The sequence below is a fragment of the Pseudoclavibacter sp. AY1F1 genome (assembly GCF_002931075.1).
Taxonomy (GTDB): domain Bacteria; phylum Actinomycetota; class Actinomycetes; order Actinomycetales; family Microbacteriaceae; genus Pseudoclavibacter.
Genome location: NZ_PSTQ01000016.1, coordinates 45,086 through 61,963, shown reverse-complemented (window position 1 = coordinate 61,963; position 16,878 = coordinate 45,086). Strand labels below are relative to the sequence as shown.

General features: G+C 67.5%; 12 protein-coding genes. 8 read left to right on the top strand and 4 right to left on the bottom strand.

Going from position 1 to position 16,878, the window contains the following annotated elements:
• The first annotated feature begins 32 nt into the window (after positions 1 to 32).
• Complete coding sequence (locus tag C5B85_RS19660; RefSeq protein WP_258070890.1) at positions 33 to 3,488, top strand: efflux RND transporter permease subunit; 3,456 nt, start codon at positions 33 to 35, stop codon at positions 3,486 to 3,488.
• Between the two features lie 19 nt (positions 3,489 to 3,507).
• Here C5B85_RS19660 and C5B85_RS17495 read toward each other — a convergent pair whose 3' ends face one another.
• Positions 3,508 to 4,776 carry a glycosyltransferase gene (locus C5B85_RS17495; protein ID WP_104287286.1) on the bottom strand — a complete coding sequence of 423 codons (1,269 nt, stop codon included), beginning with the start codon at positions 4,774 to 4,776 and terminating at the stop codon, positions 3,508 to 3,510.
• A gap of 231 nt (positions 4,777 to 5,007) precedes the next feature.
• Between C5B85_RS17495 and C5B85_RS17490 the strand changes: the two genes are divergently transcribed.
• From C5B85_RS17490 to C5B85_RS17465, 6 genes are all read left to right on the top strand, one after another.
• On the top strand, positions 5,008 to 6,381 hold the full coding sequence (locus C5B85_RS17490; RefSeq protein ID WP_258070889.1) for a nucleotide sugar dehydrogenase: 1,374 nt from the start codon (positions 5,008 to 5,010) through the stop codon (positions 6,379 to 6,381).
• 61 nt (positions 6,382 to 6,442) lie between these two features.
• A complete protein-coding gene (locus C5B85_RS17485) occupies positions 6,443 to 7,420 on the top strand; it encodes an NAD-dependent epimerase/dehydratase family protein (RefSeq protein ID WP_104287285.1) in 978 nt (325 codons plus the stop codon).
• 116 nt (positions 7,421 to 7,536) lie between these two features.
• Entirely contained in the window at positions 7,537 to 9,180 is a 1,644-nt protein-coding gene (locus C5B85_RS17480) for a polysaccharide deacetylase family protein (protein WP_181064491.1), read from the top strand.
• Between the two features lie 2 nt (positions 9,181 to 9,182).
• Positions 9,183 to 9,932, top strand: coding sequence for a hypothetical protein (locus C5B85_RS17475; RefSeq protein ID WP_258070888.1), 750 nt, complete (start codon positions 9,183 to 9,185; stop codon positions 9,930 to 9,932).
• 189 nt (positions 9,933 to 10,121) lie between these two features.
• Positions 10,122 to 12,311 carry a DEAD/DEAH box helicase gene (locus C5B85_RS17470; RefSeq protein WP_104287282.1) on the top strand — a complete coding sequence of 730 codons (2,190 nt, stop codon included), beginning with the start codon at positions 10,122 to 10,124 and terminating at the stop codon, positions 12,309 to 12,311.
• A 119-nt stretch (positions 12,312 to 12,430) separates the two neighbouring features.
• The gene (locus C5B85_RS17465; RefSeq protein ID WP_104287281.1) at positions 12,431 to 12,766 is read left to right on the top strand and encodes a hypothetical protein; all 336 of its coding nucleotides are present in this window, start codon (positions 12,431 to 12,433) and stop codon (positions 12,764 to 12,766) included.
• A 228-nt stretch (positions 12,767 to 12,994) separates the two neighbouring features.
• On the opposite strand, the gene C5B85_RS17460 is transcribed toward C5B85_RS17465, so the two are convergent.
• The 3 genes from C5B85_RS17460 to C5B85_RS17450 are packed head-to-tail and all read right to left on the bottom strand — an operon-like array spanning position 12,995 to position 16,277.
• Entirely contained in the window at positions 12,995 to 13,861 is an 867-nt protein-coding gene (locus C5B85_RS17460; RefSeq protein WP_181064490.1) for an energy-coupling factor transporter transmembrane component T, read from the bottom strand.
• Positions 13,858 to 15,717, bottom strand: coding sequence for an ABC transporter ATP-binding protein (locus tag C5B85_RS17455; protein ID WP_104287279.1), 1,860 nt, complete (start codon positions 15,715 to 15,717; stop codon positions 13,858 to 13,860). Before C5B85_RS17455 ends, C5B85_RS17460 begins: the two co-directional genes overlap by 4 nt.
• Positions 15,714 to 16,277, bottom strand: coding sequence for an ECF transporter S component (locus C5B85_RS17450; protein WP_104287278.1), 564 nt, complete (start codon positions 16,275 to 16,277; stop codon positions 15,714 to 15,716). The genes C5B85_RS17455 and C5B85_RS17450 overlap by 4 nt, the downstream gene beginning before the upstream one ends.
• 177 nt (positions 16,278 to 16,454) lie before the next feature.
• Between C5B85_RS17450 and C5B85_RS17445 the strand changes: the two genes are divergently transcribed.
• Positions 16,455 to 16,853 (top strand): BlaI/MecI/CopY family transcriptional regulator, encoded by a 399-nt coding sequence (locus C5B85_RS17445; RefSeq protein ID WP_104287277.1) that lies wholly within the window; start codon positions 16,455 to 16,457, stop codon positions 16,851 to 16,853.
• The last annotated feature ends 25 nt before the right edge of the window (positions 16,854 to 16,878 follow it).

The following is a 16,878-nucleotide window of genomic DNA, read 5'->3' as shown; positions in this document are numbered from 1 at the left end:
CTGCTGTCGGAGGTGCGTGCAAGACTGACGGCGTGCACAAACTCGCTGAGATGAGCTTGAGAAACCGCGCGCTGATCGCCCTTGTGACGCTCTCCGTGCTCCTCTTCGGTGGCCTGTCGATGACCTCGCTCAAGCAGGAGCTGATCCCGTCGGTCTCCCTGCCCATCGTGTCGGTCGTCACGACCTATCCCGGGGCGTCGCCCGAGATCGTGGATGAGGACGTCTCCCGTCTCGTGGAAACGTCGCTCCAGGGGCTTCAGGGGCTGTCTTCCACGCAGGTCACGTCGAGCGCCAACCTCTCGTCCGTGACCGTCGAGTTCGAGTACGGGACCGACACCGTCTACGCGGAACAGCGCATCCAACAGGCGCTCAACCGCATCGAGAGCCAGCTGCCGGAAGGCACTGAGACGACTGTGCTGAGCGGGTCGATCGACGACTTCCCGGTCATCCAGATCGCGGCGACGGGCGGCACGAACGCCGAGGAGCTCGCAGCGAGCCTCGAAAGCTCAACCGTGCCCGGCCTTACGGAACTCGATGGCGTGCGCGAAGCCGCCGTCAGCGGAGCTCCCGTCTCTCGCATAGAGATCACGCCAGACCAGGCGGCGCTCGCGGGGGCGGGCGCCAGCATTCAGAACATCAGAGACACGCTCGACGCGGCCGGCACACTCATCCCTATCGGCCAGATCACTGAGGGCGACGACGCTCTCACCGTGCAGGCCGGCACGCTCCTCGATAACGTCGACGCCATCGCCGCGCTTCCTCTGAGCGGAGCGACGCCGCCCACCACCACCCTCGGCGACGTCGCCACACTGCAGCTCGGACCTGAGCCCGCGACCTCCATCTCCCGGGTCAACGGCGAAGACGCGCTCACGGTGTCCGTCACGAAGCTCGCGAACGCCAACACCGTCGAGGTGTCGCAGGCCGTTCGGGATGCGCTCCCGGCCCTGCAGGCCTCCATCGGTGGGGGAGCGACCCTCCAGATCGTCTTCGACCAGGCGCCGTTCATCCAGCAGTCCATCGACACGCTTGTCGTCGAGGGCCTCCTCGGCCTGGTGTTCGCCGTCATCGTCATCTTCGTGTTCCTGCTGTCGTTCCGCGCGACGCTGGTCACCGCGATCTCGATTCCTACGTCGTTGCTGGTGACGTTCATCGGTCTGCAGGCGGCCGAGTACTCGCTCAACATCCTCACGCTCGGTGCCCTCACGATCGCGATCGGACGCGTCGTCGACGACTCCATCGTCGTCATCGAGAACATCAAGCGGCACATGTCCATGCATCCGGGCGCGAGCCTTCGCGGCAGCGAGCGGGTGCGCGTCATCACCGAGGCAGTCCGTGAAGTGGCGACCGCTGTCACGAGCGCCACGATCGCGACGGTCGCGGTCTACCTGCCGATCGCGTTTGTCGGCGATATCTCCGGTGAGCTCTTCCGGCCATTCGCCCTCACGAGTGTTATCGCACTGCTCGCGTCGTTGCTCGTCTCGCTCACGATCGTGCCGGTGCTCGCGTACTGGATGCTCGGCGGCAGGCACCTGAAGCGCAAGGCTCGCGTCGGTACCGCGGAGACCTGGGCAGGGAACGGCGACGGTCCTGCACCTGCCGAACCGGTGCAGGAGCGTGGGCCATCGCAGGTGCTCGCAAACGACGCCGCACCCACAACGAGTGACCTCGCCGTCCGCGAGCCCTCGACCTCAACGGGCAGCACCGAGGTGGCCGTCGAGCCGGTCCGGGCACGCCCGCGGCGCGAACGCGCGCAGCGCGACGTCGGACGCTTCGCTCCACTCGGACTGCGAAGCGACGATGAAGAGCTCCACCCTCGCCGCGCACTGCGCCGTCAGGCCGAGCAGGAGGCCGCAGTCTCAGGCGGCGCCGGGAATGGGCCGGACTCCGAGCTCGCAGGTGCAGGCGAGGAGTCGAGCTGGTTGCAGCGCGGATACGAGCCTGTGCTGGGCTGGACCCTGCGTCGCCCCTTCATCACCCTCGGCGCGGCGCTCCTCATCCTCATCCTCACCGGTGCCCTCGCGCCGCTCATGAAGACCAACTTCCTCGGCAACACCGGAAGCAACAGCTTCACGGTGACGCAGTCGCTCGAGCCCAACCTCACCCTTGCCGCTTCGGGCGAAGCGGCGTCGCAGGTCGAGGACATCATCCGCGCCAAGGAAGGCGTCGAGACCGTGCAGCTCACGATCGGCGGCGGCGGCGCAGCGTCGCTCTTCACGGGTGGCGGCGCATCCCGCGCGACCTTCTCCGTGACCACGTCGACCGACGCCGACTCCGACGCCATCCAGGCCGAGCTCCGTGAGGAGCTCGACGCCCTCCCGGAAGAAACCGGTGAGATCTCCGTCGGAGGCGGGGGCAGCGCGGGCTTCTCGAGCGCGATCAGCGTCGACCTCACCGCGCCGGACGCCGAGACCCTCCGCGAAGCAAGCGATCAGGTCGTGGCGGTGCTCGCAGGCGTCGAACAACTCGGTGAAGTCACAAGCGACCTCGACGAGACGCGCCCGTTCGTACAGATGGATATCGACCAGGCGACAGCAGCCCAGTACGGGCTCAGCCAGACCGCCATCGGCGCCATCGTCGCGCAGCAGCTGCAGCCGACCCCGGTCGGCTCCCTCACCGTCGACGGGTCGAGCGTGCAGGTAGTTCTGCTCGGATCCGAACCGCCCGCGAACCTCGACGCGCTTCGCGCCACGAGCATCCCGACCGCCCTCGGCCCGGTACCCCTCACCACCCTCGCCACGGTCGAGATCGTCGACGGGCCAGTCTCGATCTCGTCGGAGCGAGGCGTGCCGCTCGCATCCGTCACGGTCGTGCCCACCGACGACAACCTCAGCTCGGCGAACGCGCTCATCACCGAGCAGCTCGAGACGCTGACGTTGCCGGAGGGCGCCACCGCCGTGCTCGGCGGTGTCAGCTCAGATCAGGCGGCTGCCTTCCAGCAGCTCGGGCTCGCGCTCCTCGCGGCGATCCTCATCGTCTACATCGTCATGGTGGCCACCTTCAAGAGCCTCCTCCAGCCGCTGCTCCTGCTCGTGTCCGTTCCCTTCGCGGCCACGGGAGCGATCCTGCTGCAACTCGCAAGCGGCGTGCCGCTCGGAGTCGCGTCCCTCATCGGCGTCCTCATGCTCATCGGCGTGGTCGTCACAAACGCCATCGTGCTCATCGACCTCGTCAACCAGTTCAGGGAGCGCGGCCTCGCAGTGCGCGAGGCTCTCGTCGCCGGCGGCGCTAGGCGTGTCCGCCCCATCGTCATGACGGCGCTCGCCACGATGCTCGCCCTCACCCCGATGGCACTCGGCATCACCGGCCACGGCGGTTTCATCTCGCAGCCGCTCGCGCTTGTGGTCATTGGAGGGTTGCTTTCTTCCACTGTTCTGACACTGCTGGTTCTGCCGGCGCTCTATTCAGTTGTCGAGGGCCCACTCGAGCGCCGCAGAGCCCGCCGAGAAGCACGCATCGACGAGGAGCTCGCCGCCGCCAACGTCGAATGAACGCCTGTCGAGCTCGCTCCTAGCGTCGGACGGGACTTCGCCAGCGCCCGTCGCTGCCGCGCTTGAAACTGAGGAGCGCGGCCTGCAGACAGAGCGCCGCGTCCAGCCAGCGCAAGAGCGGCAGGAACAGGGCCCACTTCACGAAAGCCGGGCGTCGCGAGATGCAGACGGCGACGAGCGTGAGCGACAGGTCGGCGACGAAGAAAGCGATCAGGATCAGGAGTGCCGGGAAACGCGCCGCCAGGACTTCGAGAGAGTCTGCAGCCACCACTCCGGGCAGGCCGATGACAAGCGATGCCAGCACGAGCACGGGCGTGAGCACGATGAAGAGTGAGCTCAGCGTGATCTCGATGACGGAAATGGTGGTCAGAGCAGCAAAGCGAGCCTGCATCCCTGAATGCCGCCGCAGTGTCTGCCAGAAACCCAGGTTCCAGCGCCGCACTTGCGCGACGTAGCTGCGCAGCGTGTCGGGATCCTGCGTATACGCCGTGGCGACTCGAGGATCGAACGCGATGCGTCCGAGACGTTTCGCATGCACCTCGAATGTCATGTTGTAGTCCTCGATGACGAGCCCCGGTGCTGCGATGTCGAGATGCTTGAGGATGCGAGTGCGGTAGAGCGATGCGAAGCCCGGCACGATCATGACCGCGTTCGCGAAGCGGGCCGCCTGGCCGAACTTCAGCAGATATTGCAGGACGACGTACATCCGATCGCGGTGAGTGATCAGGAGCTCGCCGAAACGGGATGTCGGGCCGGGAAACAGGGCGGTGCGGGCTGTGCCGGCTACGGCCACAACGTCATCGTCCGCGAAGAGCGGCAGCGCGAAATCCAAATAGTCCGGTGCGAGGACCGTGTCAGCGTCGAGCAGCAGAAGGAAATCGAAGCGGTCTGCGAGCCTGAACCAGTCGATGGCGAACTCCAGCGCGCCCGCCTTCCCGCGATTGGGCGAGATGTCGACGACATTTGCACCCTCTGCTCTCGCGATGGCGGACGTAGCGTCCTTCGAGCCGTCGGAGGCAACGAATACGTTCGTCAGCGGCACGTGGCTTCCCGCGGAGCTCACCGTGCGTTGAATGCCGCGCTCCTCGTTGTGCGCAGCGATGAGGATTGCCACGTCGCGCGGCTGCAGGAACGAGCCCGTGCCACTGCCGAGGTGGTCGAGTTCGCTCAGGCGTGACCGTCGTTCTCGAGCAGCGCGGATGGCGGAGGTCACTGTCCAGAAGGACGCGTTCGCTCCGACGAATACGAAGAGGATCAGCGCCGAGAGCAGCAGGACTTCGTTCGGCACGACTGAAGCCTAGCAGTTGTGCCGAACTCGGCGTGATTAACCGCTCACTTCTGGAGTGTCGGAGCGTTCTCCACGCGAACCTGTGTTGTCACGAGAGTCTCCCCACTTTGGCCTATTTCCTTCGCCTATCGGGCCGAAAACTCGTGAAAATACGGGTGTTGGACTGCAAGGATCAACGTCGGAGTTTTCGGTGCTGGCACTTGCGGGGTAGCCTCGGTCGCAGGTCGAGAGGTGCATCGGTGGGGGACGCACTTGCGGTTATCTTTGTTTACTTCGTCGCTGGGGGGGCGTCAATTGTCGCGGGTACGGTCACTACTGAGGAATCCAGAGTCTGCAACATCCGTTCGAGACTTCGATATCGCGATTCTCGGGCTCGGTTACGTTGGTCTGCCGACCGCGCTGGCATTCTGCGCCGCTGGTTCGCGGGTGCTCGGCGTCGACATCAGCGAGGGAAGGCTTGCGGCTATCCGTTCTGGCCAGGTCGACCTGGTTGAGAGCGACCGTCGGCGTCTCGGGGTCGCCAATGCCACGGAGAGCGCTTGGACGCTCTCCAACGACATCTCGCTCCTCGCACGGGCGCGGGCCGTGATCGTCTGCGTGCCGACGCCGATCGACGCGCACGCCGTTCCGGACCTCCGTGCGCTTGAGGGGGCTTGTGCGGCGATGATCGAAGCAGCGACGCCGGGCCAGCTGCTCATGCTCACATCGACGTCCTACGTTGGATGCACCAGGGACTTGCTCGTCGAGCCGCTGCTTGCTCGTGGTCTCCAGCCTGGTATCGACGTGCACGTTGCCTTCAGCTCGGAGCGCATCAACCCGGCCGACGAAGCGTTCGGTCACGAGGAAGTGCCGCGCGTGGTCGGAGGCTTCACGCCCGAGTGCGCGGCAGAAGCCGCTGCGATGCTCGGCCGCTACGTCGACGCGACGCACACCGTCGACACCCTGGAGATCGCAGAAGCGTCGAAACTCCTCGAGAACACCTTCCGGGCAGTGAACATCGCCTTCATCAACGAGTTCGCCAATGTGTGCCGCGAGCTGGGCGTTCCGGTCACCGATGTGATCGACGCGGCCGCAACGAAGCCGTACGGTTTCATGCCGTTCCGTCCTGGGCCCGGGGTCGGCGGCCACTGCATCCCCTGCGACCCGCACTATCTGCTCTGGCAGCTGCGGGCTAATCGGGTGGCGTCACCAATTCTCGAACAGGCGATGACCGGCATCGCGCATAGGCCGCGTCGCGTCGCGTCGCGAATCAACTCGATGCTTGCGGACGCAGGTGTTCCGCCCAAGAGCGCCCGCGTTGTCGTCCTCGGTGTGGCTTACAAGCCCAACGTGGCCGATGTTCGCGAGTCGACGGCCATCGAGGTCATAGAGATCCTCCGAAAGCAAGGCACGCGGGTCTCCTTCGTGGACTCCAGGGTGCCCGCCATTCGCCTTGCCGACGGTGAGGTCCTCGTTGCGAGCGACGAAGTCCACCACGCAGACGCCGACCTCGTGCTGCTGCACACCAAACACGATGACACCGAACTGACGTGGCTGGAACGGCACCCCCGCGTCCTGGACGCCACGTACACACTCGAACCTCGCGCCGGTCTGAGCCTGATCTAGGTCCTCAACCGGCCGCATCCATCCTCAATCAGGTAGTAGAAAAGAAGGACACAGCACGAACATGCGAACTTTGATCACCGGTGGCGCCGGATTCATCGGCAGCCATCTCACCGACGAGCTGGTGGCGAGAGGCGATGAGGTTGTTGTCCTCGACGACCTCTCAACGGGCCGGCTCGAAAACCTGGACGGGGCCATCTCCTCGGTCCGTTTCGTGGAAGGCAGCGTGCTAGACGCGACGCTCGTCGGCGAGCTCGTCTCGAACGTGGACCGTGTCTTCCACCTGGCTGCCGCGGTCGGTGTTCACACGATCCTCAACGAGCCGCTCAAGAGTCTCCGCACGAACCTCCACGGCACCGAGAACGTACTCGAAGCGGCCCTGCGCCACAACGCGGCCGTGATGCTTGCCTCGACGAGCGAGATCTACGGCAAGAACACGGCTGATGCGCTCGACGAGGGTGCAGACCGTATTCTCGGCTCTCCGCTGACAGCGCGATGGACCTACGCGGCCGCGAAGGGCCTCGATGAGTCGTTTGCGCACGCCTACGCCAGGGAGCACGGCCTCCGTGTCGCGATCGCCCGCCCTTTCAACACCGTCGGCCCGCGACAGACGGGGAGATACGGGATGGTCGTGCCCAGTCTGGTCCGCCAGGCGCTGAGCGGTGAGCCGCTCACGGTGTACGGCGATGGCTCGCAGAGCCGTTGCTTCGGGTACGTCGGTGAGGTGGCTCCAGCCATGATCGCGCTCGTCGAGGAGGAGCGTGCGCATGCGCGAGCCGTGAACCTCGGAGGTGCACGGGAGGTTTCCATCCTGGAACTCGCAACGATCGTGCGGGACCGTACCGGCAGCTCCAGCGACATCGTTCTGGTGCCGTACTCGGAAGCCTACGGCGAGGGCTACGAGGACATGCAGCGCCGCGTCCCGAACAACACACTGGCGGCCGAGCTCATCGGGTACAAGCCGCAGCTCCCGCTCGAGGGGATCATCGACGCCGTCATCGAGGGGGTGCGCGGCCGGCTCGAGACTGCCCAGAGCATTTGAACGGCCAGCAGCAGTCAAGCGCGCGTCTCTCCGCGGTCGGCAACCTCAAACGATTCGCCGCACCACTAGCGATGGTCCTCTCGCTGGCTCTGGCCACTGGCGCCGGAGCAGCGGCTGTGCGACCGTCGGCACCGCTCGAACCTCACGAACCGCTGGTTCCTGTCGTCACGCTCGCCTTCGACGATGGCACTATCGACCAGCTCCTCGGTGCCGAGATCCTCGACCGGCACGGCCTCGACGGCACGTTCTACGTGCAGAGCGGTGCCGTCGACACGGAGGGGTACCTCTCCGCAAGTGACCTCCTGCGTCTGAAGAACGCGGGCCACGAGATCGGCTCCCACACGACAAGCCACGTCGACCTGTCGAGCGTCAGCAAGGGTGAGGCGATCAGGCAGGCGTGCACCGACCGTGCGAACCTCGCCGACCTGGGTTTCATCACCACAAGCTTCGCCTACCCGTACGCCGGCTTCAGCGATTCCGCGAGAGCAGCGGTTGAGGAGTGCGGCTTCAACAGCGCCAGGCTCCTCGGCGACCTGCGGTCGCCTGCGGGCTGCACCGACTGCCCGCCGGCCGAGAGCATCCCACCACTTGACCCATTTGTGCTCCGAGCGCCAGCCCAGGTCGAGCAGACCTGGACGCTGGACGATTTGAAGGGACTTGTCGGGCAGGTGCAGAACGCGGGCATCGGATGGATGCCGATCACGTTCCACCAGGTCTGCGAGACCGCGGGGTGCTCGACCATCGGCGTCACGACCGAGATCCTCGAGACCTTCGCGAGCTACCTCCAAACTGAGGTCGCGGCAGGACGCATTGAGGTGCGAACCACCGATTCCGTCATCGGCGGCGTGGCAAAGCCTGTGCGCTACGGCGACTGGGACCCCGGCCAAACCGCAACGAACGGCAACCGTGTCGTGAACCCGGGACTTGACAGCTGGCCGGCCGGCGCCTCCACGCCGACTTGCTGGGAAACCAACTCGTGGGGAACTCACACCGCCGAATTCACTCGCGTCGACAGCGGCATGAAGATGGTTGTCGACGTCAGCAACTACGAGAGCGGCTCTTCGTCGCTCATGCAGAAATTCGACCTGGGCGAGTGCGCGCCGGCCGCCGAACCGGGCGCGAGCTATGAGCTCAGTGCAACACACACCTCGACTGTCGACACACAGTTCGCGGTGTACGTGCGAGATGCTCGCGGGTCCTGGCGCTACTGGGTGTCGAGTCCTTGGTTCGATCCGAGCCCTGCATCGAGCGAGGCGAAGTGGACAACTCCAGCGCTGCCGGCCGACGCGACTGCGATGTCGTTCGGGCTGACTGTCTTCTCGAACGGTTCCCTGACACTCAACGCTTCTTCGATGGTGGTGGTGGGTGCGGGAGAGCCGACGGTGACGCCGACTGCCACGCCGACGCCGACGCCGACTGCCACGCCGACGCCGACGCCGACTGCCACGCCGACGCCGACGCCGACTGCGACGCCCACGCCCACGCCGACGCCGACGCCGACTGCGACGCCCACGCCCACGCCGACGCCGACTGCGACGCCGACGCCCACACCAACGCCCACACCGACGGTGCCACCTCGGGCGCCGAAGGATCTGAAGTGCTCGGCGTCGTGGACCTACACCGGCTTCGGCTTCGGGGGATACTACGTCGACCCGACGGGCAACTACTTGTTCGATCCCTGGCTGAAGCTCTACTCATACAAAAAGGGCGGGATCATCAAGATCGGGCTCTTCTCCGAATGCAGGCCAAGGTGGTTCTAAGGGTGCCTCGGCCGTCACGGTCCACCGTCGTGCTGGCGTCGGCGCTGCTCCTCGTGAGTAGCGCCGCGTGCGCCGAGTCGGAGGTGGCTCGCGGCGCCGGGATGGAGAAGGCGTATCCGTGGCACACGGAGATCGTCGCAACCACGTTCTGGGTCGGGGAGGTCTTCGATCCGAACGCCGCTGACGGCAGCCAGATGTTCTCGACGTACGACGACAACTGGTACGCCAACTACGGGGGATGCGACGGCGTCATCGTGGAAGGGGTCTGCCAGACCGAAGCCAGGTCTGCTGAGAACAACTTCTTTCCCACGCAGACAACCGCCAAGGAAAATCCTTTCTACCTCGACCTCCCGTTTGACGACGTCAACAACCAGCGGGCGGCCGGAATGCGCCAATCGATGATCCCCTGGTCGGGGGAGCCCGCCTACTCGCAAGGAAAGACGGATCCTGAGTTCAGCCTCATGAAGAACAGGTGGGTGCAGCTCGAGCACGACGGGCGCACCTGCTACGGACAGATTCAGGACGCGGGTCCCGGCGAGTACGACGACGACACGTACGTGTTCGGTACTGGAGATGCGAGGCCCAAGAACGAGAGATACGGGGGTGCCGGAATGGACGTCTCGCCCGCGCTCAACTCGTGCCTGGGGTTCGCTGACATCAATGGTGTGGAGGACGGCGTCACATGGCGTTTCGTCGACGAGACCGACGTGCCTGACGGGCCTTGGACGATCCTCGTCACGACGTCGCAGTAGCGACGCCCATGAGACTGGGAGGGCGCGCATCCCCAACTCCGGGAGACCGGGATGCGCGCCCTCGGTCTCCTGAGGGGATCAGGGCAGGCGCATCCGCCCTGGTCATGGCAGCCAACGTGAGCTAGCCTGGCAAGTTGGGCATGCGCCGAATCTTGTGTGAGCAGCGTGCCGGACTGAGAGAAGGCACACATGCCGAAACGCAAAGCAAAGGGCGGGTTCAAGCCCGCAAGCAACTACATCCCCAAGGATTCCTCGGGCCGAGGCGAGCGACCCGCTCGGGCGGGCGGTGGCGCAGGTGCCAACGGCAACCCGCGCTGGGCGACTGAGAACCGCCGCGACGGAGCAGCAGGCGACGAGCGTCGCGGCAGCTACGGCGGGCGCGACGACCGTCGCGGCTCCGGCTCGGCCGGCGGCGGCGGCGAGCGCGGCACGAACCGAGGCGACGACCGCCGCGGCGGTTATTCCAGCGGCGCGCGCGCCGGTGGCGACGAGCGGCGCGGTGGCTACGCCGGACGCAGCGACGAGCGCCGCGCCTACCAGGGCGGCGACGACCGCCGCAGCGGCGCACGTTCCGGAGGTGACGAGCGGCGCGGTGGCTACGGCGGACGCAGCGACGACCGCCGCGGTGGCTACGGCTCAGGCTCGCGCCCCGCTGCCGGCGATGACAGGCGCAGTGGTGGCCGCAACACGGGTGGCGACGACAGCCGCGGGGGCTACCGCGACCGGGGTGAGGACCGCCGAGGCGACGACCGCCGCGGTGGCTACGATGCCGGCGGGCGTGCCGACTCCTTCGACAGGGGCCGCGACAGCTCGCGCAGCTCCGACCAGAGCCGCCCACGCGGCGACGACCGGTACAGCACTCGCCGAGGCGCCCCAACGCGCGGCGGTGCAGCCCCAACTCGTGGCGGCGCACGCGGACGCGACGGCCAGTTCTCCGACCGCAACGAGCGCATCGACCGTCATCACCACGACGCACTGCGTCAGTCGCACGGCCGCCAGCCGGCCGCGGGATCCCGCGGCGACCGCAGTGCCAAACATTTCGACCCGACGGCGCGCGGCGCGAACCAGCCGCAGCGCGGGGCCATCCAGGACTACCGCAGCCACAGCCAGTCGGCTGCAGGCCGCGCGCCATCCCACGACGAGGACCGTGTGCTCGAGCGCCTCGCCCCGACAGCGGTCGGAGCCAAGAACGCTGACGGCCTGAGCTTCGGCGACCTCGGCCTCAGCGCCAACATCGTCGACGCACTGGCCGAGCTCGGAGCACCGAGCCCCTTCCCCATCCAGGCATCGACGATTCCGGATGCGATCCAGGGTCGCGACGTCCTCGGCCGCGGCCGCACGGGCAGCGGCAAGACCATCGCGTTCGGTGCAGCCCTCGTGCAGCGACTCAGCGTCGCCCGCGGCCGGGACGCCGACGCCAGCAAGCGCAAGATCGGGCGCGCACCCCGCGCCCTCATCGTCGCGCCGACCCGCGAGCTCGCCCTGCAGATCGACCGCACCATCCAGCCGATCGCCCGCAGCGTCGGTCTCTTCACGACGCAGGTGTACGGCGGCGTGCCCCAGCAGCGGCAGGTCACTGCCCTCGGCCGCGGCGTCGACATCGTCATCGGCACGCCAGGTCGCATCGAAGACCTCGAGCGTCAGGGTTTCCTGCGCCTCGACCAGGTTGAGATCACGGTGCTCGACGAGGCCGACCAGATGTGCGACCTCGGCTTCCTGGAGCCCGTGCAGCGCATCCTTCGCATGACGATGCCCGGCGGACAGCGACTGCTGTTCTCGGCAACGCTCGACGCGGCCGTGCAGCGACTCGTGACGGAGTTCCTCAAGAAGCCTTCCGTGCACGAGGTCGCAGGCGAGGAAGAGCAGCACACCGACATCGACCACAGCGTCCTCGTCGTCGAGCGCGACGACAAGCGCGCCGTCATCGAGCAGCTCGCAGGGTCGGGTGGGCGTGTGCTCATCTTCACGAAGACCCGCGTCGCCGCGGAAGGCCTCGCAACGGAGCTGTCGATGGCTGGCGTCCCTGCCGCTGCCCTCCACGGTGATCTCACCCAGGGGCGTCGCACGCACAACCTGCGACTGCTCACGAGCGGCAAGGTCAACGTGCTTGTCGCAACCGACGTCGCGGCACGCGGCATCCACGTCGACGACATCCGGCTCGTCATCCAGTCGGACATGCCCGAGGAGTACAAGTCGTACCTGCACCGCTCGGGCCGTACGGGCCGTGCAGGTCAGCGCGGCACCGTCGTCACCGTCATCCCGAAGCAGCGGCGTCGCCGGATGTCGGAGCTGCTGGAGCGCGCTGAGATCGAAGCGCCCATGATCCCGGCGCGGCCTGGCGGCGCCGAACTCGACGCGTTCATGGCGTACGTGGACTAAGCACCCAGCGCGAGTTGGGCTGCTGATGCCCCTCGGAACGGAGAAGACTCCGTCCCGAGGGGCATCTCTCATCTCGCGCGCACCCGGAACGTTGATGATGGCGGCGTAGCGTTGCGCGCATGAGCGAACAGCAGGCGAACGACCCGCAGGCGCGGGCAGACCAGGCAAGCGCGGGCGAAGACGTCGTGGCGAGCGGTGAAGGTTCCGGTGGGGAAAGCGCCGGCCAGGCAAGCGCGGCGCGCATCAGCACCGAGCAGCTCGCCAATGAGCGTGCGAACGGCGACGGCAACCTCTTCCCGGCCGCGGGCTCCCTCTTCGAGCCGGAACACGTCGACACCCCGGAGGAGCTCGAGGCCGAAGTCGAGCAGGCTGAGAAGCACGACAAGCGCTTCGCGACTGGCCCCGACGAGTGGGGCGTCGCCGAGAGCAACTTCGGGCAGAACACCAGCGAGTAGTCGCACAGCGGCTCGGTCGCTCCGCGTGCTGCGACCGAGCCGCCCGCGCCTTGACCTCGGGATGGGGTTCTCGTCTCGGGATGCCGTGCAACCCATCCGGAGATGCGGAGCCCATCCCGAGACTTGGGTGGGAAAGTCTTCGCCGGGCGAGCGAGGTGGTTCAGGCGGACAACCGCGTTCGCCCGGACGGGCCGCGATGGCTCGGGCAGAGGTGAGATGCCGGCGGCGTCAGCGCAAGATGCTCGGCGCGAGCAGCGCGGCGGCGGTTGCGGCCCAGGAGGTGGCGACGAGCACCCAATCGGCGGTGTCCGTCTGGAGGATGTGGCGCTCGGTGCGCGTCGGGGCGAAGCCGAAAGCGCGTGCATCCATCGACAGTGCGACGCGGTCGGCATGCCGGAGTGCCCCCGCGAGCAGTGGGATCGCGACGTCGAGCTGCGCGCGCAGCCACGCGAGGGGACCTCGCCCGCGGTCAATGCCTCGCACCCGGCGGGCGGCGCGGATCACCTCGAGTTCCGACCGGAACCTGGGCACGAACCTGAACGCCGCCATCGCCGCGTAGCCGAAGCGATACGGCACGCGCAGGTGCTGCACCAGGGAGCGGACGAAGTCGTCTCCTGCCGTCGCGATGCCCCCGACCAGGGAGAGCAGCACGATGGCGACGAGCCTGAGCGCTGTGCCCAGGCCAGTCGCCCACGCGGCCACGGTGAACGGTCGCCCGGCGAGGTCGAAGATCGTCGCTGTTCCGTCGAGTGCAAGGGCGGCGAGCAAGGGAGCGGCGCTCGACGTCTCATCGGCCACCTTCGGATCGACCCAGATGCCGAGGGTCACCGAGAGGACCGCCAGCACGGCCGGTACTCCCAAGATCAGCACGAGGATGCTTCGCGCAGACACGCGCACGCCGCTGAGGATCGCGAGGCAGCAGAGCACGATGAGCAGCGCCGGGCTGAAAGCGTCGCGCACCACGAACATCGCGACGATTGCTGGCAGCGTCGCGGCGATCTTGACGAGTGGCGTTCGACGGTGCAGCCACGGCAGGCGATCGGCGCGCGAGCGCGCGACGCTGGGGCGCGAGACGAGCGCGTTGCCTGCGCTCACGATGCGCCGCTCACAGTGCTCGGGGACTGGCGCGCAAGCTCAGCCTGGAGGCTCGACATCGAGGTGATGCCTCGCAGCCAGGGGTGACTGCGCACTTCGGCGAGCGCCCGGGCGAGCGGAGGCAGGCCGAGACCCGCGGCCTCAAGCACACCCGAGGACACGACGTCGCCGACCTCGCCGTGTGCGGCGACAGTGCCACCCTCGAGAACCAGGAGATGCGTGGCGAGCTCCGTCACCAGTTGGAGGTCGTGCGTTGCGAGCACAAGCGTGGCGCCTTCTCCGTGGAGCTCCCTGAGCAGGGCGATCAGCTCGTCAGCACGCGCCTTGTCCTGACCGAAAGTGGGCTCGTCGAGCACCAGCACGTCGGCCCCGTCGAGGAGGGCCGCCGCGACCGTGAGCCTCCTCTTCTGCCCGCCGGAGAGGAGGAACGGGTGGCGGTCGGCATGCTCTGCCAGCCCGAAGCGTTCGAGCATCTCGTCGACGCGGCCCCGTGCATCCGCCCTCCCTCGCCCGATCTCGAACGCGAGCTCGTCGCGCACGGTGTGCGTGAGGAACTGGTGTTCAGGGTTCTGGAAGACGTAGCCGACACGGGCGCGGAGAGCGCCGGCCCGCATTTGTGAGATGTCCTGCCCGTCGAGGAGAACGCGGCCGCGCGGAACCCGGCGCACGCCCGCCAGAGCCTGCAGCAGCGTCGACTTTCCCGCCCCGTTGTGCCCGACGGCTGCCGTGATGGTGCCGGGGTGGATGCTCAGCGAGGCCGGGCCGAGCACCCGCGTGCCGCCACGAATGACGGTGAGCTCGCGTACCTCGAGGCGGGACGCGGGCCGTTGCGCCCCGGTGCCCTCGGGAGGTGTGACGAATTTCGGTGACGTTTCGGGAGGTGCAGGGGAGTGCGCGGCCGGTTCGGCGCGAGTTGTCACCGAAGTTTGCTGGAGGCTGCTGCCCAGATCGGCCGGGGACGGCCTGCGCGTGTGCTCCAGTCGCTGCACGAGCTCGCGTCCGAGCAAGGGCAGCGGGCCCTCCCCGAGGTTCCAGCCGCTGTCGGCGATGAGCGCCGCGGCCTCGTGCGCGACTGGGAACCAGACGCCGAGCTCGCGGAGTGTGCCTGCGTGCTGCCCGAAGACCTCGCGGGGCGTGCCATCGAGCACGAGTCGGCCGGCGGAATCGAGGACGATGACGCGCGTTGCGATCGTGAGTGCCTCATCGAGGTCGTGCTCAATGAGGAGGAGCCCGTGTGTTCCCTCGCGTACGAGCTCGCCGAGTGCCAGGTAGATGGCGTGCTTCGCCGCCTGGTCGAGGTTCGCCGTCGGCTCGTCGAGGACAAGCAATCGGGAGCCCATCGCAAGAGCGCTCGCGATGGCGAGCCGCTGCCTGCCCCCGCCGGAGAGCACCTCGGGGGAGTCGTCGCGTCGCGCCCAGAGGCCAAGCTGGGCCAGCGATGCTTCGACGCGGGCCTCGATCTCTTCGACGGGCAGGCGCAGGTTCTCGGGGCCGAAGGCGACCTCGTCGAAGACCTGCCCCGTGACGATCTGGGCGTCGGCATCCTGGAACACCATCGCGACGTGCTGGCTCGCGGCCGCGACACCGAGCTCGGCGACATCGCTCCATTCGACGGTATCTTCGTCCCCGGCCCGTTCGTCGGCGAGCAGCACTTGCCCGGTCATGTCTGCCCCGAGCGACTGCGGGATGAGCCCGTTCAGTGCCCTGGCGAGGGTCGACTTCCCACACCCGGAAGGGCCGAGAAGGAGCACCGCCTCGCCGCGCGAGATCGTGAACGAGACATCATCCGGGCGCGGGGCTGCGGCGTCGAAGTGGGTGACGGAGAGGTGCTCGACCCGCAGGAGCGGGCACGTCACCTAGGCGCTCTGCGGTCTTCCGCGAGGCGCAGGTCGCGCCCGATGCCCGCCCGCTCGAGCCGCTTCGCGAGCCACACGGCGAGCATCGTGCACAAGGGAGGCGAGATGAAGAAGCTGCCGATCAGGAGGGCGGTCCCGATCAGGTCGTACTCGCCGCCACCGAGGATGCGGAACGCGGCCGCCGTCATGATGAGGCCGGCGAAGAGCGACCCCACGAGGAACAGCCACACGGGCCAGCGCCGGTAGCGGGTGATGAGGAATGGAAGCTCCTGCAGGACGCCTATTCCGACGCCGATGAGGAATGCGCCGAACGCGATCGGCTGGAACGGACTCGCCACGAGCCCGGCGAGCGCCGAGGTGATGAGGCCGACCCATGGGCGGTGGAACAGCGCCTGCGCGAGCGCGCCCGGAATGAAGTACAGGCCGATCGTGAGGCCGTACACGAGCGGCAGCAGGTTGGAGACCGCTCCGCCGATGTAGGCGTTGACAGTGAACACCACGCCGCCGGCGACGCCGATGGCGGCACAGCTCATGAGCAGACGAGTGCTGACGTTTCTCATTGGGCTCCACGCCTTCCCTCAGCGGGACACGGTCCCGCTGGGGTCACGGGCTGACATAAGTCTACAAACTGTAGAGCGAGCCGCGCGACACGGCCCAGGGCTTGATAGCCTGGGTGTACGCGGTTGTCTGGGTGACGTTCCCCACGGCATTTCCGCGACAAGAATTGGAGCAACACAATGCCAGGAACTCGCACTCGAGCACGGGGTGAGCTCGAACTCGTCGTGCTGCGGCTCCTGTGGGCCACAGACGAGCCCCTCACCGCGCGCGAGATCCAGGACCGCTTCCCCGGGCGGGTCCCCGCATCCACGACCATCCTCACGGCGCTCGATCGGCTCCGTGCGAAGGGCGACGTGACCCGCGTCGGTCACGAGCAACGTGGCATCCGCTTCGCCGCGACGCAGACCGAGGCCGAGCACGCCTCGAGGGCGATGCTCAATGCCCTCAAGACGATCGACGGCCGCGAGGCGGCCCTGCTCAAGTTCGCCGGCAACCTCGACGCACGCGACGCTGACCTCCTGCGCGCGGCCCTTCAGCGCACGCCGACCGCGGCGCCCGAGGCCGCAACGGCCAGCTAGCCGGAGCCGGACTGGCCTTCATCAT

Excerpts from the sequence above, each read along its gene's own strand:
- C5B85_RS17450 (WP_104287278.1), bottom strand. The coding sequence starts at position 16,277 with ATGAGAAACGTCAGCACTCGTCTGCTCATGAGCTGTGCCGCCATCGGC.
- C5B85_RS17485 (WP_104287285.1), top strand. The coding sequence starts at position 6,443 with ATGCGAACTTTGATCACCGGTGGCGCCGGATTCATCGGCAGCCATCTC.
- C5B85_RS17465 (WP_104287281.1), top strand. The coding sequence starts at position 12,431 with ATGAGCGAACAGCAGGCGAACGACCCGCAGGCGCGGGCAGACCAGGCA.
- C5B85_RS17470 (WP_104287282.1), top strand. The coding sequence starts at position 10,122 with ATGCCGAAACGCAAAGCAAAGGGCGGGTTCAAGCCCGCAAGCAACTAC.
- C5B85_RS17445 (WP_104287277.1), top strand. The coding sequence starts at position 16,455 with ATGCCAGGAACTCGCACTCGAGCACGGGGTGAGCTCGAACTCGTCGTG.